The organism is Ensifer oleiphilus (genome assembly GCF_013371465.1).
Lineage (GTDB): Bacteria > Pseudomonadota > Alphaproteobacteria > Rhizobiales > Rhizobiaceae > Ensifer > Ensifer oleiphilus.
This window is the reverse complement of record NZ_JABWDU010000003.1, coordinates 497,608-520,259: the sequence shown is the minus strand read 5'-3', so window position 1 is coordinate 520,259 and position 22,652 is coordinate 497,608. Positions and strand designations below refer to the sequence as shown.

Here is a 22,652-nt window from a genome sequence, read left to right as displayed (position 1 = left end):
GGCGGGTAGACGGTCGGGCCGGTACACTGCGTTGCTGGCGCCGCAACGTCGGCATGCGAAGGGGCTGGCCACCGTTGAGAACCGGCCTCCGATCGTCAGATCGTGACGACGATCTTGCCGAACTGCTCGTTCGCCTCCAGATAGCGATGCGCCTCGACGATTTCTTCGAACGGGAAGGTTCTGGCGATGACGGGTTTCAATGAACCGGATGCCAGGCCATCGAGGATGAAAGCCTTGGCGGCCTCCAGACGCCGGGCATCGCCGATGATCTCGTGGACGAGGTAGCCTCGCAATGTCAGCGATTTGCTGAGGACGGCAAACAACGGAAAGGGTGTGGGCTCAGGGCTGAGGCCGCCATATTCGATCAGGATGCCGCCGCGCGCCATCGCTGCCGTCAATGGTTCGAAGATCGGTCCGCCAATCGGATCGAACACCACCCGGACGCCCTCAGGCCCGCTGATCTCCTTTAGTCGGGCTTCGAGGTCTTCCTCAGTGGAGGCGATGACATACGCTGCGCCTGCATCAAGCAGAGCCTGCCTCTTGGCTGAGGTCCGCGTGACGGCAACCGGTGTTACGCCGACAAGGTTGGCGATCTGGATCGCTGCCAACCCGACACTACTAGAGGCAGCGGTGATCACCACCGTATCGTCTTTGCCCAGCCCGGCGATGTCGATCAACGCGCCATAGGCGGTCAGATATTGCATCCACACGGAAGCGGCTGCTTCCCAGTTGAGAGACGACGGGTGCTTGACGACCTGTGAGGCGGGGAAGGTGAGGAATTCGCCATAGGCGGGCCAACGAACCATCGATAGAGGGGGAATGAGGCTGACGGCATCGCCCGGCGCAAACCCTTCGACGTTGTCGCCGATGGCCTCGATCGTGCCGGAGGCCTCAAGGCCGAGACCCGAAGGCAGCGTCGGCATTTCTATGTATCGGCCCGAGCGCAACAACGCTTCGGCGCGATTGAGCCCCAGCGCCTTGACGGAAATGCGAACCTCGCCAGCACCGGGCGCGGCGACATCGTGATGCTCGATGCGCAGGACTTCGGGACCACCATATTCATGAAAACGAACGATGCGGGCCATCACCTCTAACTCCGTAATGATTGAACTGAATAAGCTATGCGTGTGGGATTGATCGCGATAAATGTCCGTTCTGACAGAACAGTAGAAACCCGGAGTTTCGAATTATGGATCGCCTTACAAGCATGGCGGTTTTCGTCAAAGCGGTGGATCTCGGCTCGTTTGCAGCTGCTGCGGAGGCTCTCGATCTCTCCGGGCCGATGGTCGGCAAGCATGTCCGGTTTCTCGAGGAACGGCTCGGCGTGCGGCTGATCAACAGGACCACGCGCCGGCAGAGCCTGACTGAATTCGGCCGCGCCTATTATGATCGCTGCCGTGTCATCCTCACGGAGGCGGAAGCGGCGGACGCGCTGGCAGCCGACCAGCTTTCCGAGCCGCGTGGCCGGCTGCGGGTCACCATGCCGGCGCTTCTCGGCCGACGATGCGTTGCACCCATCCTCACGGAGTTTGCCCAGAGATATCCAGGGCTTGAGCTGGAGCTTTCCTTCGGCGATCGCATCGTCGATCTCGCCGAGGATGGTTTTGACCTCGCCATCCGCACCGGCATTCTGGAGGACCGGTCCGGCCTGATCGCCCGCCGGCTTGCCCGGCACGGCATGGTCGTTTGTGCTTCACCATCCTATGTCGAACGCCATGGCGCACCGCGACGGATCGACGACCTCCGCGGCCACCACGCCGTCACCTACAACCGTCCGGGATGGGTGCATCCCTGGCTGTTCCCGCGTGATGGCCAGTCGGCGCTGGAGGTGACGCCCGCCAGTCGGATGCGGCTTGACGATCTCGAGGCGATCGCCGATGCCGCCGCCTCCGGCATGGGACTGGCGTGGCTGCCGTCGTGGCTCGTTCGTCAGCGCATCAGGACAGGCGTTCTTGTCGAAGTGCTGCAGGACGAGCCGGGATATGTGTTCGACAACTACGCCCTGTGGCTACGCACGCCGCACCTACCGCTGAAAGTGCGCCTCGCGGTCGATGCGCTGGCGGCGGCCTTGCCCAAGGCAATGATCTGAACCGGCTTTCCTGGCTGGTGTCAGGCGCGAAAAGACTGCATTTCCAGCGCCAGGTGCTGACCGAGTTTTTCCACCGACAGCGGCAAGCGCCGATGGGCGCGCACCATCAGATGGGCACTCGCCTCGCGCAGCAGCGGGTCCTCGAGATCGACCGCCTGCATGACGCCACGGGCAATTTCGCCGGAGACGGCGGCACGCGGCAGGAAGGTGACGCCGAGACCGGAGGCGACGAAGCGGCGTAGCACCTCGATCGAATGGGTCTCGAGCAACGGCGCCAGCGCCATGCCGGTATCGGCGGCCACGCGGGCGACGATCTGGGTGACGCCGTTGCCCTTGCCGAGCAGGGCACAGGGCGAGGCCAGACAGTCCGCCAGCTTCAGTTCAGTGCGGCTGGAGAGGGCATGCCCGTTCGGCACGATGACACAGAGCGGCTGGCGCGCTATCGCCAGCGCGCGGATGCGTGGATCGGTCAGCGGCGTATAGGCAATGCCGATATCCGCGTCGCTGTTGGCGATGGCATCGACGACATCTTCGGTGCTGCCAAGTTCGACGATATAGCGCACATAGGAATGTGCCTTCGAGAACGACGACAGCCCGTGTTCGACCAGATCGGCCATGAAACCTTCGCCGCAGCGAATGCGGATGCGGGTCTGCTGCACGCCGCGGATCTGGTCGAGCTGTTCGGCCAACAGGCCGTTGTCCTCAAGAACACGCTTGCCGTGTTCGAGAACGAGTTCGCCGGCATCGGTCAAAACGGTGCCGCGCGCCGTGCGCTCAAAGAGCGCAAGGCCGATTTCGCGTTCGGTGTCGGCGATCTGGCGGCTGACGACCGATGGCGCCAGCCCCATATGTTCGGCAGCGCCCCGGATCGAGCCGATGCGGGCGACCGCCATAAAAATCTTGAGCGCTTTCGCGTCGAGCACGTCCATGGTGGTCATGGATGCGACGGAAACCGTTTGAGGTCAACGACCAAGAGATGTTGCGATCAGCCTTGTCCAGAGGTCAACGCCCTGGGGGATGATCGTGTCGTTGAAATCGTAGTGCGGTGAATGCAGGCCGGGGTTGGCGCCGTTGCGGCGCGCGCCAAGCCAGAGGTAGCAGCCGGGGCGCTCCTCCAGCATGAAGGCGAAATCTTCGGCAGCCATGCTGGGGGCCGCATCGACGACGGAAAGGGCGCCGTCTTGCGCTGCGACCGAGCGCGCGAAAGCGGCCGACGCCGCATCGTTGATGGTTGCGGGATAACGACGTTGATAGTCGAGATCGGCCGAGCAACCGAAGCCTTCGGCGACGGCGACGACAAGTGTGCGCATCCGCTGTTCGAGGATGTCGCCGACGTCCTTCGCGAACCAGCGCGTGGTGCCGCGAATGACGGCCTCCTGCGGAATGACGTTCCAGGCGTCGCCGCCATGGATCTGGGTCACCGAGACCACGGCGGCTTCGAGCGGCGAGACGTTGCGGCTGGCAATCGTCTGCAGGGCGGTCACGATCTGGGCTGCAGCCACCAGCGGGTCAGCGCCTTCGTGCGGCATGGCGCCGTGGGCGCCGCGGCCGGTGATCCGAATCTCGAACACGCCGAAGGCCGCCATCATCGCGTCGTCGCGGGCAACGCAGGTGCCGACGTCGAGCGCCGGCCAGTTGTGCAGCGCATAGACGGAGTCAGTCGGAAAATCACGGAAGAGGCCGTCGGCGACCATGGCGCGGGCGCCGCCTTCGGCTTCTTCGGCTGGCTGGAAGAGGAAGTGAATAGTGCCGTCGAAATCCATCTCGGACGCCTGTCGCGCAGCGGCGAGCAGCATCGAGACATGGCCATCATGTCCGCACGCATGCATCTTGCCTGAGGTTTTCGACGCGTAGGCAACGCCGCTTGCTTCGACGATCGGCAGTGCGTCCATGTCGGCGCGGATTGCGATGGTGCGGGATGAGCTGCCCCGCGACAGCGTGCCGACAAGGCCGGTGCCGCCATAGCCGCCTTTGACGGCAATGCCCCATTCGGCAAGCTTGCCGGCGACGAATGCTGAGGTTTCCCGTTCCTCGAAGGCGAGTTCGGGATGGGCGTGCAGGTGATGGCGCCAGGCGATCGTTTCCGCGATGCGGTCGGGGCTGATGTCGTGGCGGCTCATCTCGTTCATCCTGTCTCTGCGAATGGAAGACCGGCCGCAACGCGGCCGGTCCAATGTTTGTTATCCTACTGGCCGAGCCTGAGGAACAGATCGGCGACGACGACGGAGCCCATATAGGTTCCGATCATCACGCAGATCGCCACGATAACGATCTTCCAGCCCGAACGGCGGGCGATCGCAAACTCGCTGGCCGTCAGCGCAAGGCCGCCATAGGCAAGCGCCGGGGTTGCAAGTGCCAGGAAGTTCAGGTGTTCGACCTGTTCGCTGACCCAGGCAGCTCCGGGCACGCCGGGGATGGTGATCAGGATGGCGATCAGCGAGACCCAGGCGACGCTTGGCAGGTAGAAGGGCACGAAGCGTGCGAAGCCCAGGCCGATGATGCAGGCGACGTAGAGTACCGCCATGCCGGGCAGGGCGACGAGGGGCGACGTGCCGGTGCCGACCCAGTTGGCGATGAGGCCGATGGCGCAGGCGATCAGCAGCAGCCCTGAATGCTTGACGACGTCGATCTTGCGCTCGTCTTCCGCATTCAGCGGCAGGTCGTCGGCAAGATTTGCGGTGGTATTGGTTTGATTGGCCATTGTTCCTGTCTCCCCGATCAGGCTGTTTTGCGTTCGGACGGACGGGCCTTGTTGTAAAGCCATTCCGTCAGCGGCAGGGCGACGAACATGCCGACATAAAGACCGGTCGCGTAGGTCAGGATGTTGCTGGCTGCGGCCAGAGCCAGGATGATGTCCTTCTGGTCCGGAACGACGGCGACGAGACCGCCGGTGCAGGCCGCCAGCATCGAGCCGGAGCCGACGCCGCAGGACATGGCAAGCGCCCGCACGTCGAAGATGCCGAGGCCGTGCACGAGCGGCGGCATGATGGCGAAGACGAAGGTGCCGATCAGCGTGCCGGTTGCATAGACGCCCATGGCACCAGCGCCTTCCGGCGAGTTGAGGCCGTATTTATCGGCGATCAGTGCCAGGTTGGGCTCGCGGTCGATCGAGTAGGTGGCGCCAACGGCTTCGCGGCCCATCTTGAGCAGGAAGACGGCGACCGGGAAGGCGACGAGAATGGTGCCGAGATTGCCCAGCTCCTGCAGCACGAGTGCCGGTCCGGCCTCGATGATCTTGGAGATCTGCGGTCCGACCGTTGTGCCAAACTTGGCGATGAAGGGCATGATCGCAACGGTGATCATGGCGCCTGATAGTTTGACCGCATCCTTGGAAAGGAACTTGGCGCTCGCCTTGAAAATGGCGGGATTGAGCAGGATGCCGAGCGCGAAGGCGTAAAGGATCGGCAGGAAGATCACGGTGCCGAGGCCGATCGACAGGCGTTGAATGCCGATCAGTTCGCAGACGATGACGATCGCAAGCACAAGGATGTGCAGATAGAGCCCGCCTGTGGCGGCTCCGGGTTTTCCGGTCATGATGTTCTCCTCTGGTTGGGGACCAGTTGTTGTTCTTTGCCCAGATTTCACACTATGGGCTGAGGACAAATTACGGCTAGCCGGTCGGCGAGCAACGAAGTGTTGCAGTTCCAGCAACGGTCGCTGAGCTGAACGCGGCCCTCGACAAAGCCGCTCGTCCCGTCTGTCGTTTCATGGTTGCAGTCCTGCTTTGGCGCCGTGCGGATGCGAATCGGCTTTTCGCGTGCTCTCGCTTTTGCATGTGCCGCCTTCGTGGCCAAGGCTGCATTCGGCAAAGTCCGGATCAGAACCCTGAAACGCCACTCCTTTCCCCAGCAATCGGGCCGATCGGCGCGGCCAAATCCGCTCGTCTGCGGATTCAGCTCCAAAATTCCAAAAACCCGCCAAAAATCGCTGAAAACCCCCATTGAAATCGATTACATTTTCTGGCTTGATGGTCCTCGCAAGATTTTGGGAGGATCTTATGAAGAAGCTTATCGCCGTAGCACTCGGCACCGTCGCATGCATTGCCATCTCCGCTTCGCTCGCCAATGCCGAGACCTTCAAGATTGGTTTGTCCAATGGTTGGGTCGGCAGCGAGTGGCGCACGCAGATGATCGATGAGGCCAAGGCGGCTGCGGAGAAATGGAAGGAAAAGGGCGTCGACGTCGAAGTCAGCGTCCAGAGCGCCAATGTCGACGTGCCCGGGCAGATCGCCCACGTGCGCAACTTCATCGCCGAGGGCGTAAACGCCATCATCATCAACCCCAACAGCCCGACGGCCTTCGACCCGATCTTCGCCCAGGCGAAAGAAGCGGGCATCCTGGTGATCGCCACCGATGCCGAAGTTTCGTCGCCGGACGCGACCTATGTCGGCATCGACCAGACGGCCTGGGGTGCGTCCGGCGCCAAGTGGCTGGCCGAAACGCTCGGCGGCAAGGGCAAGGTCGTCGCCATCAACGGTGTCGCCGGCCACCCGGCAAACGAGATGCGCGTCGCCGGCTATAAGAGCGTCTTCAAGGACTATCCGGATATCCAGGTGGTCAACGAGGTCAATGCCAACTGGGATCAGGCGCAGGGCCAGCAGGCCATGCAGAACATCCTTGCCACCTATCCTGACGTTAACGGCGTCGTCGTCCAGGACGGCATGGCGGCAGGCGCCTGGAAGTCGATCATGGATGCCGGCAAGGCAAGCCAGATCGCTGCCACCGGCGAAATCCGCAAGGACTTCATCGACCTCTGGAGCAAGGACAAGCTGAACTCCGGCGCGACCGTCAACCCGCCCGGCGTCATGGCAAGCGCACTCAACGTCGCTGTTCTGATGCTGCAGGGCAAGGAACTGAAGGAGCCGGCAACGGCGGGGCAGTACAAGAACGCCATGTACCTGCCGATCCCGTTCATCGACAGCAAGAACCTGGCGGACGCCGCCAAGCAGGTCGACGGCAAGCCGGGCTATTACTCCTACACCAGCGCTCTTTCGATCGAAGACGCCGAAGCGCTCTTCAAGTAAACGCTTGAGGCCGGGCGGATCTGTTGACCCGCCCGGCACCCCGGACCCGATTTACGGACCAAACCCCATGTCGAAACTAACGTTGAACGGCGTAAGCAAGGCTTACGGCGCCACCCTGGCTTTGCGCCGCGGCGACCTCGAGATTGCCGCCGGCGAAGTCCATGTGCTCATGGGCTCGAACGGTTCGGGCAAGAGCACTCTGTGCAAGATCATTGCCGGCAGCGTGCGTCCCGATGGCGGCGAAATCCTTATTGACGACAGGTCGGTGACGATATCAGGGCCGCAGTCGGCGCGTGAGCAGGGCATCGGTATTTTTTACCAGGAACTCAGCCTTGCGGCGAACCGATCGGTCGAGGAGAACGTCTGCCTGGCGATGCTGCCGGTGAAAGCCGGGATCTTCGTCGATCGCGCGGCCATGAAGGCGCTCGCTGCGCGTTACATCGATCTTTTCTCTGGGGTTTCCGGCGACGGATTTGCCGCCGAAACACTCGTCGGCAACTTGCGCGCGGATCAGCGACAGCTGGTCGAGATCATGAAGGCGCTGGCCAGCGAAGCCCCGATCCTGATCTTCGACGAGCCGACCTCGGCACTCGATCGGGCACAGGTCGACCGCTTCTTCCACATTCTTCGTGGGCTGAAGCGCGACGGCCGCGGCATCATCTTCATCTCGCACCGCATGGACGAGATCACCGCGATCGGCGACCGGGTGACGATCATCCGCGACGGCGAGACGATCAAGACGCTCAATCTCTCTGAGACCGATCCGGCCACCGTCATCCGGCTGATGGTCGGCGGCGCCGGCGACATGCCGGCGTCCCAGTCGTCTGCGCCTGCCGTTGCGAGCTTCGCGGCCGGTGCCGCCATGACCGTCGACAGGCTTTCGGGTGCCGGTTTCCGCAATGTCAGCTTCGAGGTCGCCAAGGGCGAGATTCTTGGTCTCGGCGGACTGCACGGCCAGGGCCAATCGGCGGTGCTGCGCGCGATCTTCGGCGCAAGCTCCGAAATGTCGGGCGAGATCCGCATCGGCGGCGACCGTTTCGATGCGAAGAGCCCGCGCGATGCCATCCGGCGCGGCTGTGCCTATGTCTCGGGCGACCGTGGTCGCGATGGCGTCATTGCCGGCAGGCCGATCATCGAAAACGTGACGCCCATCCATTACCTGCGCGATCGGCTGATGATTGCACGTCCGTCAAGCCTTAAGGCAAAGGCGATGCCGGCGCTTGAGGCGATGCACACCAAGTTCGCGAGCCTGATGCACCCGATCAACTCGCTTTCCGGCGGCAACCAGCAGAAGGTGATCATCGCCCGCTGGCTGATCGATAAGCCGGATGTGCTGCTGCTCGACGATCCCACCAAGGGCATCGACCTCTCTGCCAAGGCCGATCTCTTTGCTCTCATTCGCCAGCTGGCGAGCGAGGGGCTCGGAATCCTGCTCTATTCCTCGGAGGATGCCGAACTGCTGGGGAATGCCAACCGCATCCTCGTCTTTAACGGCGGGTCGGTGACGCGCGAACTCACCGGCGAGGATCGCACCCGCTACAATCTCTACCAGGCTGCATACGAGGCCGCGTGATGACACCGACCACGATAGAAACTCCATCCGCCCGCCCCGGCGGCCTCAAGCTCTGGCTCGAACGCTATCCGTTCCTGCCGGCGCTGATCATCGTCGTAGCACTGCTGGCGCTGAACGGTGCGTTCTCGCCCAACAGCCTCAGTTACCGCTCGCTGACGGGCTTGCTCAGCACCTACATGGCGCTGATCATGCTGGCGATCGCTCAGACCTATGTGGTTTCCGCAGGCGACATCGACCTTTCCGCCGGCGCGACGTTGTCGCTCGTCAATGTCGCGATCGTCGTCCTGATGGAGAAATGGGGCGGTGGTGCGGGTGCTGTCATCGGCGCCATGATCTGTGGCATTCTGCTCGGGCTTGCCTGTGGGGTGATCAACGGCATCGTCGTTGCAGCGCTTCGGCTGCAGGCGATCGTCGCCACCTTTGCCACCAGCATCTTCTTCACCGGCGTTGCGCTCTATGTCATGCCCGTTGCCGGCACGCCGGCGCCGGCGTTATTCTGGCGCACCTATGGCGGCAGGCTCCTCGGCCTTCCCTTTGTGTTCTACGTCCTTGCTGCACTGGCACTTCTGCTCTTCCTCTTGTCGCGCACCCGTCTCGTAACCCAGCTTCTGGCCGTGGGCGACGACCAACAAGCAGCTTACCAGACCGGCCTTCCCGTCGTTCTGGTGCGCATCAAGGGTTATGCGCTCTGCGGCCTGTTTTCGGCACTTGCAGCCTTTTGCCTCACCGGCGACACCGCCAGCGGCGATCCGCTCGTCGGCAGCAAGATGACGCTCTATAGCGTCGCGGCCGTGGTGCTCGGCGGCAGCGCGCTTGCCGGCGGCTGGACCACCGTCGTTGGCTCACTGTTCGGCGCACTGACGATCGGTCTCGTCAATTCTCTGGTCTTCTTCATGGGCACGCCATCGGAGTGGCAGAACTTCGTGCAGGGCCTTGCCATCCTTCTCGTCTTGATGGCAGGCGTGCTGGCCGGCCGGAGGGCACGCGCATGAACGCCGTCCTTTCCTTTCTCAAGAAGCCGCTGGTCATCGCGCTGATTTTGATCGTCGCGTTGCTCTATCTCGGTGAAAACCTGTCGCCGGGCTTTGCCTCCGCCGACCAGATCCTGCGCCTGCTGATTGTCGCCTCGCTGCTCGGCATCGTCGCGGCCGGACAGAATGTCGTCATTCTCGGCGGCAGAGAAGGCATTGACCTGTCGGTCGGCGGCGTCGTTTCGCTTTCGGCGATCATTGCCGGCAATGTGATGAACGGCGCCGACGGCGGCATCGTGCCCGCCATTCTTGCTTGCCTTGCGGCTGGTGCCTTCTTCGGCCTCCTGAACGGACTTGGTGTCACGCTGCTGCGCATCCCGCCGCTGGTGATGACGCTCGGCATGCTCGGCGTGCTCCAGGGCCTGCTCGTCGTCATCCGCAACGGCATTCCCTCGGGTCGTGCCGCTCCCGGGCTCTCCGCTTTCGTCACGCAGCCACTGGCGCTCGGCATTCCCGGGATCATTTGGCTCTGGATCGCCATCGGCCTGTTCATGGCCTTCATGCTCACCCGCACCGTCTTCGGCCACCGCATCTATGCGATCGGCTCCAACGAGCATGCGGCCTATATGGCCGGCGTGCCGGTGCGCCGCATGCGCATCGGGCTGTTCATGATCTCCGGAATGTTTGCCGCCATCGCCGGCCTCTGCCTGCTCGGCTATTCCGGCTCGTCGTTCGCCAATGTCGGCGAGCAATACATGCTCTCCTCGATCATCGCCGTCGTCTTCGGCGGGACGTCGCTTGCCGGCGGCAAGGGCGGGTACACCGGCACGATGGCCGGCGCGCTGTTGCTGGTGATCCTCCAGGGCATCCTGACAACGGTCAACATCGACGAATCCGGCCGCCAGATGGTGTTCGGCGCGACCTTGCTGCTGCTTATGTTGTTCTATGGACGCGGAAAGGCGATGCGGGCATGAGCGGCCGGCCGAAGATCAAGGATATCGCCGAGCGTGCCGGCGTGTCCGTCGCAACCGTGTCGCGGGCGCTTAGCGATTCCGGCCTGGTGACGGCCGAAACGAGCCAGCGCATCCGTGCGCTTGCGCGTGAGCTCAACTATCGGCCGAACGTTAGTGCGCGCAACCTGCGCACCCGCAAGTCGATGTCGGTATTGCTGGTCGTGCGCGATGTCGGCAACCCGTTCTATCTCGATATTCTCAAGGGCGTCGAAGCGACGGCGCGCGAGGCGGGCTATTCCGTCCTGATGGGCAACGCCGAGAATGATCCGGATCGCGAGACTGAATATTTCAACATGCTGCGCGACGGCCATGCCGACGGCATGATCCTGATGACCGGCAAACTGCCGCCGGCGGAGCATGATGCTGGCGTCGACCTTTCGCAGTTGCCTGTTGTCGTCGCGCTGGAAATGATCGAGTCCTCTGGACTGCCGCATGTTCAGGTCGACAATATCGCAGCCGCCAAAGCCGCAGTCGAACATCTGATATCGCTGGGTCACCGCAGGATCGCCCATATCGCCGGGCCGCTGCCCGAAGTCATGGCCGTCCACCGCCGCGACGGCTATCGCGCCGCGATGCGTGAGGCAGGCCTTGCGGTCCCGGATGGTTACGAGGTTCGCGGCGACTACCTGCTCGAAACCGGCCAGCTTTGCTGCGGCCAATTGTTTGCCCTGTCCGAACCGCCGACAGCACTTTTCGCCGCCAATGACGAAATGGCCTATGGCGCCATTCACGAGCTGCGCCGCCTCGGCCGCGACGTGCCGGGCGACGTTTCCGTCGTCGGCTTCGACGACCTCTATCTGAGCAAGGCTTTCTATCCGCCTCTGACGACCGTTACCCAGCCGCGCGCCGATATCGGCCGAACGGCGATGTCGCTGCTGCTGCGCATGCTTTCCGGCGAGGAGGTGGGTCTTTCCCCGCCGATCGTGCTGCCGACGGCCCTGAGTATACGGGCCAGCACCGCCTCGCCGCGCCAATAACCTGACAATCTGGGAGAAGAGAATGACACAGCTACCGAAGCAGACGCTGCGCGTGGGTTTCGTCGGAACCGGCTTCATCGCCCATTTCCACCTGAAGTCGATGATCGGCGTGCGCAATGTCGAGGTGACCGGCGTCTTCAGCCGCAAGGAGGAAAACCGCGCGAAGTTTGCGAGCGAAGTCGAAGCGCTCGGGCTCGGCACCTGCCGCACGCATGAGAGCCTCGAAGCGCTGCTGTCAGCCGACGACGTCGATGCGATCTGGATCCTGTCGCCGAACTATACGCGCCTCGATGTGATGCGCGCGCTGCACGGGGCAATCAAGGCGGGCCGCAGCAAAGTGTTCGCCGTTGCCTGCGAAAAGCCCTTGGCGCGCACGGTGGCGGAAGCCCGCGAGATGCTGACACTGGCCGAGGATGCAGGCCTCAACCATGGCTATCTCGAAAACCAGGTGTTTTGTACGCCGGTCCTGCGCGGCAAGGAGATCATCTGGCGCCGGGCTGCCTCCACCACCGGTCGGCCCTATCTGGCCCGTGCGGCGGAGGAACATGCCGGCCCGCATGAGCCCTGGTTCTGGCAGGGCGACAAGCAGGGCGGCGGCGTTCTCTCCGACATGATGTGCCATAGCGTCGAGGTTGCGCGCTATCTCTTGACCGCGCCCGGCGCGCCGCGAAACTCACTGAAGATCAAGTCCGTCAACGGCACCGTTGCTAACCTGAAGTGGACGCGCCCCAACTATGCCGAACAGCTGCGCAAGCGTTTCGGCAACGACGTCGACTATCGCAACCGCCCTTCGGAGGATTTTGCCCGCGCGACCGTGACGCTCGAGGATCAGGACGGCAACGAACTGATGATCGAGGCGACGACCTCCTGGGCCTATGTCGGTGCCGGCCTGCGCATCCAGCTCGAACTGCTCGGGCCGGAATATGCACTCGAATACAATTCCCTGAGCACCGGCCTGAAGATCTTCATGTCCCGCGAAGTCACGGGCTCGGAGGGCGAGGATCTGGTTGAGAAGCAGAATGCCGAGCAGGGATTGATGCCAGTGCTTGAGGACGAGGCCGGCGTCTATGGCTATACCGACGAAAACCGCCACATGGTCGAGTGCTTCCGCAAGGGCCAGAAGCCGCTCGAAACCTTCGAGGACGGCCTTGCCGTGGTCGAGATGCTGATGGGGCTCTATCGCTCGGCCGAGATCAACGCCACCTTGCAGTTCCCCGCACCGGAACTCGAACACTATGTGCCGGTTGTCGCACGCAAAGGCGCTTGATCGGGATTGTCAGAAGGCTGGCGGGGGCGCAGCCCCCGTCAACGTGATAGGCCAGGCATCACGGCTCGGGCGTGTTCTCGTCAATGCGAGGAGACGTCCACCGCGTCTTCGCCCGCGGCGCGCCCAGTCATCTCGTCGATCTCGATGACAAAAAACAGGTGCGGAGAGGTTCCGACGACGGTCTGTTCTGCCGGCTTCAATCCGCCCGGCTCCCACCAGTTGGTGCGTTTCTCCAGCAGCGACCATGCCTGGAGGCGTTCTTGGTGCCCTTGCGGTGTGTCCGGCAGTTCACGATATTTGCCGTAGATGACGGCGCTCTTCCAGCTTCCCCTGTCGGAGAACGCGTCAATCTGGACACAGACAAGAGGGTTTGCGCGCATCCAATCAACTTTCTGCCCGGGCATGGAGAAGCCGTACAGCCGGTTTGCAGTAAAGGCGTACTGGATGGGGACGATGTAGGGCTGGTCATCCCTGGCGCAGGCCAGCCGACCGATATGGTGCGAGGAGACAAGTGCGATGCATTCCTCACGCGACAATTCCCTGACGAACATGTTTCGCTTCCTCCAGCGGTGAGACGCTACCCAAAGACTGCAGGCATTTCGCGGTCCCCTGCATTGATATGGCGCAACGCGTGAACATTGACAGGCGCGATTGCCAAAGCCCGCTACGGTTCCGCCTCATCCGGCGTCCAATTGCCTCTTCCCAACGATAAATCGAACCCAGTGGCACTCAGGGCGGAATAAACCGCGTGCAGCGTCGTTAGGCCCTCATCGACACCTTATGAAGGTCGGGCGCGTGGCACGTGGGGTTTCGCCGCGAACCGGCCGCAAGCAAGAAAAGGATTGGGCCATCATGACCGGCGTTCAAGCATTTGCACCGGCGAAGGACATCGTCATCTCCTCCGCCAACGAAGCAGTGGATTTCGGCGGCCAGATGCCGATGCGACAGGTGCGGCTCCTGACCGGGTCGATGCTGCTCCTCTTCGCCGCGATCCTGGTCTTTGTCGCAGCCGACGGTCTGACCATGCCGATGCGGCTGGCGCTGATGGTGTTTGCGACAACGCTCGTCTGCTGGACGATCTTCGACCTGCCGGAAACGCCCGTGGCGCTTGCCGGAGCATTGGCGCTTGGCGCCACCGGCACCGTTAGCGAGGAGGCGGTGTTTGCCGCACTCGGAAACGATGTCGTCTGGCTGATGATTGGCGCTTTCGTCATTGCCTCGGTGCTGCAGGCATCGGGATTGGTGGAGCGGCTCACCTTTCGGATGCTGGCACCTTTCCGACGCGTCAGCAGTCTGTTCTGGGCGGTCACGCTGACGATCTTTGTGACTGCCTTCATCATTCCCTCGACATCGGCGCGGGCAGCAATCTTCATGCCGGTGTTTCTGGGCCTGACGGCCGCCATCGATCGGCCTGATGTCACGCGGGCGCTCGCCCTGCTTTTCCCGTCAGTGATTCTCCTGTCCGCTGCCGCCTCTTTGACCGGTGCCGGCGCACATCTGGTGGCGGCCGACTTCATCCGTCGTAGCGGCGGTGACACGCCCGATTTCCTCGAGTGGGCGCTGCTGGCAGCACCTTTCGGTTTGATCACCAGCCTGATCGCCTGCGGCCTCATCCTGCGCTTTTTCCTCGGTGCCGAGGATCGCAACGCCGCTTTTGAAGCGAGGGAAAGAACTGAAAGGCAGCCGCTCCGTGCGCCGGAGCGCACGCTGCTCGCGGTCACGGCACTCATCGTTCTGGCACTAGCGACATCAAGCCTTCATGGTGTTGCCTTGCCCTTCGTCGCTTTGATCGGCGCTCTGGTCATGGCCTCGGAAAAGATCTCGGGAATGCCGTTTCGCAAGGCGCTGAAGACCGTCGAGTGGAACCTGCTCCTGTTTCTCGCCGGCACGCTCGTGATCGGCGAGGCGCTGATGAGCACCGGGACGGCGGCACTTCTGGCCGACCGCGCCATCGGCATGCTCAGCCTCGTCGGCAAACCGCCGGCCTGGCTGGTCATCCTGTTCACGGTGATTGTCGCGACGTTCGCGCATATCGTCGTCGCCTCCCGCACGGCGCGGGCGACGGTGTTGATCCCGGCGCTCGCTCTGCCGCTGGCGGGGCTCGGTGTCGATCCGGCCGTTCTCATCATGACTGCAACTTTGGGGAGTGGATTCTGCCAGACACTGATGGTTTCCGCCAAGCCCGTGGCGCTCTTCGGAGGCATGGAGCCTCCCGCATTCACGCCGTCGGATCTGATGCGTCTCGCCGCGATGCTGCTTGTCCCCTTCGTCGGGTTCCTGACGCTTGTTGCCGCTTTCATCTGGCCGCACGTGGGGCTGGGAGACTGATGCAAGCATCTGAAAATATGTGATTATACCAAGGCCGGAGCCCACAAGCTCCGGCCTTCATTTTTTTCTGCATCGACGGCGAAATAGCTTCTTGTGCGGCGGAATAAACCCTCCGAGCGACCGTTTCTCCCTTGCATCCGCATTGTCACAAAAACGCAAGGAGACTGTCACATGACACTAACCATTCTGGTTGCACCGTCTGGTTTCAAGGAAAGTCTGTCGGCGGAAGAAGCGGCCGACTGCATCGAGAAGGGCGTGCTGCGCGCCTGCCCGCGGGCAAAGGTCCTGAAGGTGCCGATGGTCGATGGTGGCGAAGGCTTTACCAAGGCTCTGGTCGCGGTGACCGGCGGCACCCTGCACGAATGCGTCGTCACCGGACCGCTCGGAACACCGGTGCTGTCGCATTTCGGATTTCTCGGCGGGCAGGACGAATCCGTCGCCATCATCGAAATGGCGGCTGCCGCCGGTCTCAGGCTGGTGCCGCGCGATCGGCGCAACCCGTGCATCACGAGCAGTTATGGTGTCGGCGAGTTGATCCGCGCGGCACTCGATGCCGGCGCGCGCAGCATCCTGCTTGGCTGCGGCGACAGCGGCATCAATGACGGCGGCGCCGGCATGGCGCAGGCGCTGGGCATTGCGCTCCTCGACAAGGACGGCCTAGCTTTGCCGCCGGGCGGCGGTGCACTCGGCCAACTGGCGCGCATCGATCTGTCGTCGCGCGACCCGCGCCTGGACAGCGTTCGTATCGACGCGGCCGTCAACTGGCACAACATGCTGCTCGGCGAACGCGGCGTCGCCCGGGTCTTCGGCCCGCAGAAGGGTGCGACGCCCGAGCAGGTCGAACTGCTGGCCCATGCGATGGAGACCTATGCGGAGGCAATCCACCGCACGACAGGCATCGACGTCGGCAGTGCGCCGGGTGCCGGCGCCTCCGGCGGGCTCGGCGCCGCCATCCTCGGGCTGCTCGGTGGTAAGCTGCACCCGCGCTACGACATCGTCATGCAATATCTCGACCTCGACAGCATGATCGCGAGGGCCGACCTGGTGATTACGGCCGAAGGCAGCCTCGATGGCCAGACGCCTTTCGGCAAGGTTCCGGCTGAAGTCGGCCATCGCGCCAAGGAAGCCGGACGTCCGGTAATCGCGCTCGCCGGCACGATCGGCAAGGGCGTCACGCTGAACTTCGAGCACGGCATTGATGCCTTCGCGTCGATCCTGAAGGCGCCATGCAGCCTCGACGACGCAATCAGCGCCGCGCCGAAACTGCTGGTGCGAGCCGCGGAAGATGCGGTGCGCATGGTGCGGGTCGGCATGCTGCTAACCGAGCGTGGACTTGCCGCCTGATCAGATCGGCAATGACGACTCCGGCGGAAAGGTGGTGCGCAATGCGACACCTTCTTTCCGCCGGAGCTTTTTCATCGTGCAACATTGCGGGCGCTCAGGTGGCTGACGCCTGTGGCGCCACCTTGGCGACAGGACCGGCCGCTACGAGCGGCAGAGTTCGCGGGCGTTCAGGACGCCCCAGCCGAAAACCGGATCCTTGCCGGGCGCGCCGACATCTTCCGCTGTTTTCGCTACGAGTTCGCCGATCTCCTCGGCAGACAGCGACGGGTTCGAAGCCTTGAGAATGGCGACCGCGGCAGTGACGAACGGTGCTGCGAAGGATGTGCCGGTGCGCGGCCGGCCGCCATCGACGGAGGCGGCGGTCCACACGCCGGTGCCGAGTGCCGCAACGTCGATATGCTCGCCCTGGGCGGCGCGGCGGTAGGGGCGAAAATTGCGGTCGACGGCGGTAACCGCGATCAGTTCGGGGTAGGCGGCGGGGTAGACGGGCTTTGCCCTGGGGCCGTCATTGCCAGCCGCCGCCACCTGCAGGATATCGCGCTTTGCAACCAGCGAGACTGTTTTCTCCAGCAACTGGTTGTGGGGTCCCGAAAGGCTCATGTTGATCACCGTTACCCCGCGAGACGCCAGAAGATCGATCGCCCGGATGAGATCATAGGTCTCGGCGACATCGGCATCACCTTTCGTTTTCTGGAAGGCGTCGACAGCGATCAATCGCGCGTCGCGCAACAGGCCGGGCGCGCGGCTATCCTGCCGGCCGGCAATGAGGGCTGCAACAGCAGTGCCGTGCTGGCGCCCGGACTCTGGCGCTTCGTCTGCTGCCAGAGGAACGATGTGGAGATCGACGCCTTGCAGCGCCGGGTGATCCGGATTGATCGCGGTGTCGATGAGCCCGATGGGACCGGCGGCGGTGCAGGCCTTCCCGGCATCTGGCTCCGGCCAGCCGATGGCCGTGCGCACGAGCGCGCAGCGGCCTTTGCCGCAGGGTGTCGGCTGAGTGGCACCCTCATTCGGTTCGAAGTAATGGTTGAGGTCGGCGATGGCGCCCGGCGAGGCCGCCGCGACTTCCTGCCGCGCGGCCTCGAGCGTCATGCCCGAGGGTATCGAAAGCTTGACGATCTCAGAGCCGGAAAGCCCGAGAGGCTGGCGCGATCGGGCCGTGAAACCGCGCTCTCCGAGGCGCAGGATCGCGGCGTCGTCGAGTCCAAGCGCGATGACTTCGCCGGGCACATGTGTGGGTTTGCGCACGGGGGCTGGCCGTCGGGCGACGCGCTTTTCCGGGGCGCCACGGAAGAGATCGAGCAGATTGCCGCCGCCGCGCCATGCGCCGCCGGAACCGCGATCGGAGGACCGGCTCTGCGATGAACCTCCACCGCCGCCACCGTCATCATCATCCCCGCCGCCGTCATCATCGTCCGCGTGAGCTGAGGCGATGAAGGCGAAGGAGTTGGTTGTCGTGGAGCCTGTAATCCCTGAGGGCGCAAGGTCGCCATTGGCGACGGCCAGGCCACAGATCGATGCGGCGGTCAATCGAAGCAGGTGTTTCTTCAAGGCTTTCTCCTTGTCCCAACTGCGCCGGAGTGGATCAGCTTACCGTGAAAGGCAGGCCCGACGGTGGTGACTTTTGCGTGTGCTTCCCATATCGCTCAACGGATGAATGAACAAATTATTCCCCCGCGTGCCCGTCGAAGCGCCGGAAGGAACGTCAAATGATCGATCAGGAGATCGCTTTTGGCGAGCGCCTTGTCGCTTTCCTGCCCAACCTGCGCCGCTTTGCCATCTCGCTTTGCCGTTCGCGCGATATCGCCGATGACCTCGTGCAGGCGGCGTGCGAGAAAGCCCTTGTGGGCTCGGAGCGGTTCGAGGAGGGTACGCGCTTCGACGCGTGGATGTTCCGCATACTGCGCAATCTGTGGATCGACCAGCTCCGACGCCAGAAGACGGCAGGCCCGACCGAAGAGATCGAAGCGCAGCCGGAGCTCGCCGTTCCCTCCGGCCAAGCGGGATCCGAGGCGCGCATCACGCTGGAGAGCGTGGCCGTCGCCATCGACGACCTCGTGCTGGAACAGCGCGAGGTGCTGCTGCTGACCTGCGTGGAGGATCTCTCCTATAAGGAGGCAGCGGAAGTGCTCGGCATTCCGATCGGGACGGTGATGAGCAGGCTTGCGCGCGCCCGCAAGAATCTGGCTGAAGCGGCGGGAATAGAACCGGCCGCCGCGCGTTCCCCGGATATGAGAGGCGGGGCGAGATGAGCGAAATGGAATTCACCGACGAAATCCTGATGGCGTTTGCCGATGGCGAACTCGACGACGAGACGATGCGCCTCATCGAGGCGGCACTCGAGACGAACGATGAGTTGATGGCGCGCGTTGCGCTATTCATGGAAACGCGGGTTGCCTCGAGCGATGCGCTGAAGCCGCTGCTCGACGAGCCGGTTCCCGATCAACTGGTTGAGAAAGTCCGTGCGATGGCCGCCGAGGCGGCAGCGCGGGATGACGCCATCCGGATCGCTGATCCGGTCGACGAAAGCGCGCGTGCGGACAACATCATTGACTTCCGCCGGCCGGAGCCAACGGCTCAGACCCCGCGTCGCCCGTCGCAGGTGATGATGGCGTTGGCCGCGTCGCTTCTCATCGTCGTCGGTGGCGTCGCAGGGTATTTAGCCGGCGGAGCAGGCCAGATGGACCCAGGGAGCCCGCAGGTCGCAGGCCTCGTCGATGTGGCCGTGTCGGGCATTCTCGACCAGCGCGCCTCCGGCGAGGAAATCGCGATCGGCGACGGGCGTGTTCGGTTGGTTTCTACGTTTGAGGCGAGTGGCGAACAGATTTGCCGGGAGTATGAAATGAAGCGGCCGGATCAACCGGATTTCGTGTCGGTCGCATGCCGGAGCGCCGGCGGCTGGCAAACACAGTTGGCGATCGTGACGGCTGAAACCGGCGAAGGCTTCGCGCCGGCGTCGTCGCTTGAAACCGTCGACGCCTATCTGACGTCGATCGGGGCCGGCGCGCCGCTGGAGGCAGAGGCGGAGAAGAAGGCGCTTGCGGCCCGGAAATAGCCTTCAGCGCGGTTTTTCCACCGGCACGGACAGGCCTACCTTGACGCGATCCATGGTCACGAATGTCCGGAAGCGCCGGATGTTCGGGTTGCCGAAGAACATGCGCCGGGTGAAGGCTTCGTAGTCGCCCATCGTCGGCACGATCACGACCAGCATGAAATCCACGTCGCCGGTGACGTAATAGCACTGCTGCACTTCCGGTGCGGCCGAAAACGCCGCCTTGGCCGCATCGAGCAACTCGATCTGCTCGCTTTCCACCTCGACCTCGACCAGGATCGTTAGCGCCTGGTTGACGCGGGCCGGGTCGATCACCGCGACATTGCTGAGGATGACGCCGGTCTCCTCCATGCGCTTGATCCGGCGCTGTACGGCCGGCGCGGACAGGTTGACGGCCTCGCCGATCTGCCGCTGCGGCGTGGTGTTGTCTTTCTGCAGAATTGCCAGGATCGCCAGATCGAAGCGGTCGAGCTCCGCCGGTGCTGTCTTTGAAACGGCCATCGTCTCCTCGCTATCATTTACAAACTTGCATTCAAGGTGGCCATTTAGAGCGCATTTCTCTCACGCGATGAAATAGAATTTCGCCAAACAGGGAGATTGCCCGCATGCTTATTCGCAACCACCATGCCGATTTCGGATCGCCGCTGCTTCCGGAAGATGCCGAAATGCTTTCGATTTCAGCTGCCGCCGAGGTCGAGCGTCAGCTTTCCCGCCGCGATGACCACCGACCGACGCCGCTTCATTCCCTGCCGGCGCTTGCGAGCGAGCTCGGCGTTGGCGCGATCCTGGTCAAGGACGAGGGCCATCGGCTCGGACTTGGCAGCTTCAAGGCGCTCGGCGGATCCTATGCGGTGATCCGTCTGGTGCTTGACGAGGCTCGAAAGAGGACCGGCCGCGACGCCGACATCGACGATCTGGCGCGTGACGACGTTCGCGCGGTCGCCCGAGAGATGACGTTCGGTTGCGCTACGGACGGCAATCACGGTCGGTCGGTGGCGATGGGTGCGCAGCTTGTAGGTGCGAAGTCGGTAATCTTCGTGCATTCCAGCGTCAGTCAGAAACGCATAGACGCCATTGCGCATTATGGAGCCGAGATCGTCCGCGTCGAGGGGACCTATGATGACTCGGTCGAATTTGCCGCAAAGGTCTGTGACGATCGCGGCTGGACGGTTGTCTCGGACACATCCTGGTCGGGTTACGAGTATATTCCCGGACTGGTGATGCAGGGCTACATGGCGCTCCTGTGCGAGGCGTTGAGGGAGATCGGTACGCCGCCGACCCATGTCTTTGTCCAGGCCGGCGTTGGCGGCATTGCCGCGGCAACGGCCGGTCATCTGGCGCTGCGCTATGGTTCCGATCGACCTCAATTCGTCGTCGTCGAGCCGGCGCGGGCGGCCTGCCTCTTGGAAACGGTAAAGGCCGGACATCCGGTGAAAGTGGCGCATGGCGAGCCGACCGTGATGGCGATGCTCGAATGCTATGAGCCTTCATTGGTTGCCTGGCGTATTCTCTCGCGCGTTGCCTGCGCCTTCATGACCGTCGAGGAAGACGATGCCGTTTCGATCATGAACCGCCTCGCCCGCCCAAAAGGCGGCGATCCGGCAATCGTTGCCGGCGAGAGCGGTGGCGTCGGTCTGGCCGGCCTTGTCACGGTCGCCGGCAACCCGAATATGCGTGCCACCCTTGGCCTCGATGGCAGTTCGCGGATCCTGGTGATCAATACGGAAGGCGCCACCGATCCGGAGCGGTATGAAGAACTGGTCGGTCTCGCACCGGCTGAGGTCGCCGGTGTTTTGAGCATGGAAAGGGTATGATGCGGATGACTAGCACGAACGACAGGCTTGTGGCGGATATGACGGCATGGCGTCGCGATCTGCACGCTCATCCGGAATTCGGCTTTGAAGAGAAGCGAACGGCCGCCTTTGTTGCCGCCAAGCTGCGCGCGTTCGGCCTGGACGAGGTCGCAGAAGGCATTGGCGGCACGGGCGTTGTCGGCACGCTGCGGCGTGGCAAGGGAAACCGCGCCGTAGCCCTGCGGGCCGACATGGACGCGTTGCGCATTACCGAACAGGGCGGTGCAGTATATCGCTCCACCCGACACGGTACCATGCACGCCTGCGGCCATGACGGCCATACGGCGATGTTGCTCGGCGCAGCGAAGATGCTCTCCGAGGAGGGCGGTTTCGATGGCACCGTGCGCTTCGTCTTCCAGCCGGCGGAGGAATGGGGGAAGGGCGCGCTTGCCATGCTCGCCGACGGCTTGATGGAGCGCTTTCCCTTCGAGGAAATTTATGGCCTGCACAATATGCCGGGCCTGCCGGTGGGAAAGTTCGAGACGCGGCCGGGCGCCATCATGTCGGCCGAGGACAATTTCGAGATCACGCTCAAGGGCGTCGGCGGACACGCGGCGCGGCCACACTCCGGCAACGAGACTCTGGTTGCCGCCTGCGCGACGGTGGTCAATCTTCAGACCATCGTTTCGCGACGGCTGTCTCCCGCCGATATCGCCGTTGTCTCGGTGACGGAAGTGATCACGGACGGCACCCGCAACGCTCTGCCGGGGTTGGCACGCATTCTCGGCGATGCACGCAGTTTTCGACCCGAGGTCAGTGCCAAGATCGAGCAGCAGATGCGCACGATCGCCAAGGGGACAGCGGACGCCTATGGCTGTGAGGTCGAGGTGGACTACACCCGCGAGTTCGTGCCCTTGCTCAACGATCCCGCCCTCGTCGACCATGCATTCGCTGCGGCCAATGTGGTGTTCGGGCCGGAAAATGTCAGCGTTGCCGTCGAGCCGATGACCGGCTCGGAGGATTTTGCGCAGTTTCTTGCGCATGTGCCGGGCTGCTTCGTCTTTATCGGCAACGGCCAGCAATCCGCGCCGTTGCACAATCCCACCTATGACTTCAACGACGATGCCCTGATCTACGGCGCTCGCTTCCACGCCGAAATTGCCCGGCAACGACTGGCGCCACCGGGCGTGGTGCAATGACAGTCGTGATGCCCAATATCAGT

21 protein-coding genes are annotated in these 22,652 nt (G+C 63.3%); 13 read left to right on the top strand and 8 right to left on the bottom strand.

Features of this window, described 5'->3' with window-relative positions; all coding sequences use genetic code 11:
- Nucleotides 1-95 precede the first annotated feature (95 nt).
- Nucleotides 96-1,085, bottom strand: coding sequence for a zinc-dependent alcohol dehydrogenase family protein (locus tag HT585_RS15030; RefSeq protein WP_176353692.1), 990 nt, complete (start codon nt 1,083-1,085; stop codon nt 96-98).
- 104 nt (nt 1,086-1,189) lie between these two features.
- Here HT585_RS15030 and HT585_RS15025 point away from each other — a divergent pair, with 104 nt between their 5' ends.
- On the top strand, nt 1,190-2,089 hold the full coding sequence (locus HT585_RS15025; RefSeq protein ID WP_176353691.1) for a LysR family transcriptional regulator: 900 nt from the start codon (nt 1,190-1,192) through the stop codon (nt 2,087-2,089).
- 20 nt (nt 2,090-2,109) lie between these two features.
- Here the strand turns inward: HT585_RS15025 and HT585_RS15020 are convergent, their stop codons facing one another.
- The 4 genes from HT585_RS15020 to HT585_RS15005 form a co-directional block, all read right to left on the bottom strand.
- Nucleotides 2,110-3,027, bottom strand: a complete 918-nt coding sequence (locus HT585_RS15020) for a LysR family transcriptional regulator (protein WP_246707691.1) — start codon at nt 3,025-3,027, stop codon at nt 2,110-2,112.
- Between the two features lie 24 nt (nt 3,028-3,051).
- Nucleotides 3,052-4,209, bottom strand: coding sequence for a M20 aminoacylase family protein (locus HT585_RS15015; RefSeq protein WP_176353690.1), 1,158 nt, complete (start codon nt 4,207-4,209; stop codon nt 3,052-3,054).
- Between the two features lie 65 nt (nt 4,210-4,274).
- Nucleotides 4,275-4,790 carry a hypothetical protein gene (locus HT585_RS15010; RefSeq protein ID WP_173421730.1) on the bottom strand — a complete coding sequence of 172 codons (516 nt, stop codon included), beginning with the start codon at nt 4,788-4,790 and terminating at the stop codon, nt 4,275-4,277.
- A gap of 17 nt (nt 4,791-4,807) precedes the next feature.
- Nucleotides 4,808-5,623 (bottom strand): DUF3100 domain-containing protein, encoded by an 816-nt coding sequence (locus HT585_RS15005; protein ID WP_176353689.1) that lies wholly within the window; start codon nt 5,621-5,623, stop codon nt 4,808-4,810.
- 463 nt (nt 5,624-6,086) lie between these two features.
- Between HT585_RS15005 and HT585_RS15000 the strand changes: the two genes are divergently transcribed.
- The 6 genes from HT585_RS15000 to HT585_RS14975 all read left to right on the top strand — a co-directional run bounded on the left by HT585_RS15000 (nt 6,087) and on the right by HT585_RS14975 (nt 12,913).
- The gene (locus tag HT585_RS15000; RefSeq protein WP_176353688.1) at nt 6,087-7,112 is read left to right on the top strand and encodes an ABC transporter substrate-binding protein; all 1,026 of its coding nucleotides are present in this window, start codon (nt 6,087-6,089) and stop codon (nt 7,110-7,112) included.
- A 67-nt stretch (nt 7,113-7,179) separates the two neighbouring features.
- The gene (locus HT585_RS14995) at nt 7,180-8,685 is read left to right on the top strand and encodes a sugar ABC transporter ATP-binding protein (RefSeq protein ID WP_176353687.1); all 1,506 of its coding nucleotides are present in this window, start codon (nt 7,180-7,182) and stop codon (nt 8,683-8,685) included.
- Complete coding sequence (locus HT585_RS14990) at nt 8,685-9,677, top strand: ABC transporter permease (protein WP_176353686.1); 993 nt, start codon at nt 8,685-8,687, stop codon at nt 9,675-9,677. Before HT585_RS14995 ends, HT585_RS14990 begins: the two co-directional genes overlap by 1 nt.
- Nucleotides 9,674-10,630: an ABC transporter permease gene (locus HT585_RS14985; protein WP_176353685.1), complete on the top strand. Its 957-nt coding sequence runs from the start codon at nt 9,674-9,676 to the stop codon at nt 10,628-10,630. The genes HT585_RS14990 and HT585_RS14985 overlap by 4 nt, the downstream gene beginning before the upstream one ends.
- Nucleotides 10,627-11,646: a LacI family DNA-binding transcriptional regulator gene (locus tag HT585_RS14980; protein WP_176353684.1), complete on the top strand. Its 1,020-nt coding sequence runs from the start codon at nt 10,627-10,629 to the stop codon at nt 11,644-11,646. The genes HT585_RS14985 and HT585_RS14980 overlap by 4 nt, the downstream gene beginning before the upstream one ends.
- A 22-nt stretch (nt 11,647-11,668) precedes the next feature.
- Nucleotides 11,669-12,913: a Gfo/Idh/MocA family protein gene (locus HT585_RS14975; RefSeq protein WP_176353683.1), complete on the top strand. Its 1,245-nt coding sequence runs from the start codon at nt 11,669-11,671 to the stop codon at nt 12,911-12,913.
- An 80-nt stretch (nt 12,914-12,993) separates the two neighbouring features.
- On the opposite strand, the gene HT585_RS14970 is transcribed toward HT585_RS14975, so the two are convergent.
- Nucleotides 12,994-13,464, bottom strand: a complete 471-nt coding sequence (locus HT585_RS14970) for a pyridoxamine 5'-phosphate oxidase family protein (protein WP_176353682.1) — start codon at nt 13,462-13,464, stop codon at nt 12,994-12,996.
- A gap of 301 nt (nt 13,465-13,765) precedes the next feature.
- Here HT585_RS14970 and HT585_RS14965 point away from each other — a divergent pair, with 301 nt between their 5' ends.
- Together HT585_RS14965 and HT585_RS14960 are read left to right on the top strand one after the other, a co-directional pair.
- Nucleotides 13,766-15,241 (top strand): SLC13 family permease, encoded by a 1,476-nt coding sequence (locus HT585_RS14965; protein WP_246707690.1) that lies wholly within the window; start codon nt 13,766-13,768, stop codon nt 15,239-15,241.
- 171 nt (nt 15,242-15,412) lie between these two features.
- A complete protein-coding gene (locus HT585_RS14960) occupies nt 15,413-16,585 on the top strand; it encodes a glycerate kinase family protein (RefSeq protein ID WP_176353681.1) in 1,173 nt (390 codons plus the stop codon).
- A gap of 141 nt (nt 16,586-16,726) precedes the next feature.
- Here HT585_RS14960 and HT585_RS14955 read toward each other — a convergent pair whose 3' ends face one another.
- Nucleotides 16,727-18,136, bottom strand: coding sequence for a S8 family serine peptidase (locus HT585_RS14955; protein WP_246707689.1), 1,410 nt, complete (start codon nt 18,134-18,136; stop codon nt 16,727-16,729).
- 158 nt (nt 18,137-18,294) lie between these two features.
- Between HT585_RS14955 and HT585_RS14950 the strand changes: the two genes are divergently transcribed.
- Nucleotides 18,295-18,837 carry an RNA polymerase sigma factor gene (locus HT585_RS14950; RefSeq protein WP_176353680.1) on the top strand — a complete coding sequence of 181 codons (543 nt, stop codon included), beginning with the start codon at nt 18,295-18,297 and terminating at the stop codon, nt 18,835-18,837.
- Nucleotides 18,834-19,640, top strand: coding sequence for an anti-sigma factor family protein (locus tag HT585_RS14945; RefSeq protein WP_176353679.1), 807 nt, complete (start codon nt 18,834-18,836; stop codon nt 19,638-19,640). Before HT585_RS14950 ends, HT585_RS14945 begins: the two co-directional genes overlap by 4 nt.
- Before the next feature lie 3 nt (nt 19,641-19,643).
- Here HT585_RS14945 and HT585_RS14940 read toward each other — a convergent pair whose 3' ends face one another.
- A complete protein-coding gene (locus tag HT585_RS14940; protein WP_176353678.1) occupies nt 19,644-20,138 on the bottom strand; it encodes an Lrp/AsnC family transcriptional regulator in 495 nt (164 codons plus the stop codon).
- Nucleotides 20,139-20,242: 104 nt separating this feature from the next.
- Between HT585_RS14940 and HT585_RS14935 the strand changes: the two genes are divergently transcribed.
- Both HT585_RS14935 and HT585_RS14930 read left to right on the top strand, forming a co-directional pair.
- The gene (locus HT585_RS14935) at nt 20,243-21,451 is read left to right on the top strand and encodes a diaminopropionate ammonia-lyase (protein WP_176353677.1); all 1,209 of its coding nucleotides are present in this window, start codon (nt 20,243-20,245) and stop codon (nt 21,449-21,451) included.
- 5 nt (nt 21,452-21,456) lie between these two features.
- Nucleotides 21,457-22,629 (top strand): M20 aminoacylase family protein, encoded by a 1,173-nt coding sequence (locus HT585_RS14930; RefSeq protein WP_176353676.1) that lies wholly within the window; start codon nt 21,457-21,459, stop codon nt 22,627-22,629.
- Nucleotides 22,630-22,652: the final 23 nt, after the last annotated feature.